The sequence below is a fragment of the Blautia sp. HCP3S3_D9 genome, assembly GCF_052063845.1.
Taxonomy (GTDB): domain Bacteria; phylum Bacillota; class Clostridia; order Lachnospirales; family Lachnospiraceae; genus Blautia_A.
In genome coordinates this window covers 1-1,706 of sequence record NZ_JBQHWS010000258.1, presented here as the reverse complement: position 1 = coordinate 1,706, position 1,706 = coordinate 1, and the positions used below count along the sequence as shown (strand labels likewise).

2 protein-coding genes and 1 pseudogene are annotated in these 1,706 nt (G+C 34.7%); 2 read left to right on the top strand and 1 reads right to left on the bottom strand.

Annotation, left to right across the window (positions count from 1 at the left end; translation table 11 throughout):
- Positions 1–32: 32 nt before the first annotated feature.
- Positions 33–179 (bottom strand): annotated as a pseudogene (locus ACTNES_RS20715) (Crp/Fnr family transcriptional regulator); the annotation flags it as partial.
- A 115-nt stretch (positions 180–294) separates the two neighbouring features.
- Here ACTNES_RS20715 and ACTNES_RS20710 point away from each other — a divergent pair.
- Positions 295–618, top strand: a complete 324-nt coding sequence (locus tag ACTNES_RS20710) for a thioredoxin family protein (protein ID WP_005330449.1) — start codon at positions 295–297, stop codon at positions 616–618.
- Between the two features lie 15 nt (positions 619–633).
- Positions 634–1,560 carry a thioredoxin-disulfide reductase gene (gene trxB, locus ACTNES_RS20705; protein WP_441040559.1) on the top strand — a complete coding sequence of 309 codons (927 nt, stop codon included), beginning with the start codon at positions 634–636 and terminating at the stop codon, positions 1,558–1,560.
- Positions 1,561–1,706 lie beyond the last annotated feature (146 nt).

Genomic DNA, 1,706 nt, shown 5'->3' with positions numbered 1-1,706 from the left:
ATTGTCCCTTTTGTTACATACTGAGAGATTTAATTGTCTGAAATAATTTTTTTCTGTGCTGTATTTAAGTCATTCCATAGTGGAAAACAATTTTCGAAGTTCATAACCGTTATCTCCTTTACGAACATAGTATACTTGCTTTTTTTAGATGCGTCAATTATATAACTGGCATATGCCATAAATAGAAATAAAAAGAAGTGTAATAAAGTAAATTATCTTTTCTGTGATATCATCACTGAAGTAAGACTTTTTATGAGGTATATTAAGTTCAAACAGGAGAAGGAGTTGAAAAATATGACATCAATAAATATAAATAAAGAAAAGTTTGGACAATTAATTCATAAAGAAAAACCGGTTTTGGTTGATTTCTGGGCACCTTGGTGTGGTTATTGCCGTAGAATTGGAGCGGCTTATGAAAAAATAAGTGAAGAATACAGCGATATTCTTATTGCTGGAAAAGTAAATATTGATGAAGAACCACAGATTGCAGAAGCTGAAAAGATTGAGATAATTCCTACGCTGGTTTTATATCGAGATGGAAAGGCAATAGATTCTATTGTTGCACCTGAATCAAAAATAATGATAGAGAATTTTATTAATGAAGCATTGGAAAAATAAAAGGAGGACTGCTGTATGAATAAAAATCATGTTTACGATATGATTATCGTGGGAGGAGGACCTGGAGGGTATACTTCAGCATTATACGCAGCCAGAGCAGGATTTGATACAATTGTTTTAGAAAAATTATCTGCAGGTGGTCAGATGTCATTGACCTGGCAGATTGATAACTATCCTGGTTTTGAAAATGGAATTGACGGATTTTCATTGGCAGAGAAAATGCAAAAACAGGCGGAAAAATTTGGCGCTAAAAGTGAATATGCTGAAGTTTTTAATATGGATTTAACAGGAAAGCTTAAGAGAGTAGAAACTAGTTCGGGAATTTATATTGGGAAAACAGTAGTGATTGCTACTGGAGCAAATCCAAGAGAACTTGGTCTCGCTAAAGAAAAAGAATTGATAGGTCATGGGGTTGCTTATTGTGCCTCCTGTGATGGTATGTTTTATAAAGATAAGATCGTGGTGGTTGTTGGTGGTGGAAATTCTGCTGTATCAGATGCTGTTCTTTTAAGTCGAATTGCTAAGAAAGTCATCATTGTTCATCGAAGAGATACATTACGTGCAACGAAAATCTACCATGACCAGCTGATGAAAACTGAAAATATAGAGTTTCGATGGAACAATACAGTAAATGAACTGATTTATGGAGAACGATTAACTGGTGTGCGGTTGAAAGATACAGTTACAGGAGAAGAAAACATTATAGAATGTGACGGCCTGTTTGTGAGTATAGGAAGAAAACCGACAACAGATTTTTTAGATAATCAGATAGAACTGGATAATAAAGGATATATTGTGGCAGGTGAAAATACTGAAACGAGTATTCCAGGTGTTTATGCTGTAGGAGATGTCAGAACAAAGTTACTTCGTCAGATAGTAACAGCTGTGGCAGATGGTGCTATGGCAGTACATATGGCAGAAAAATATATGGGAAAAATGTAAAGTGAACTCCGCCTTTTGGCATAGGAATTGTTTTGTGAACTATAAATGAGCAAGTTCGTGATTTTGCATAAAAGAAAGACACCTCGATTCCATGTGTTGTATAATGAAAGTGCCAAAACAAACATTTGCAACATTTACGAAAGAAG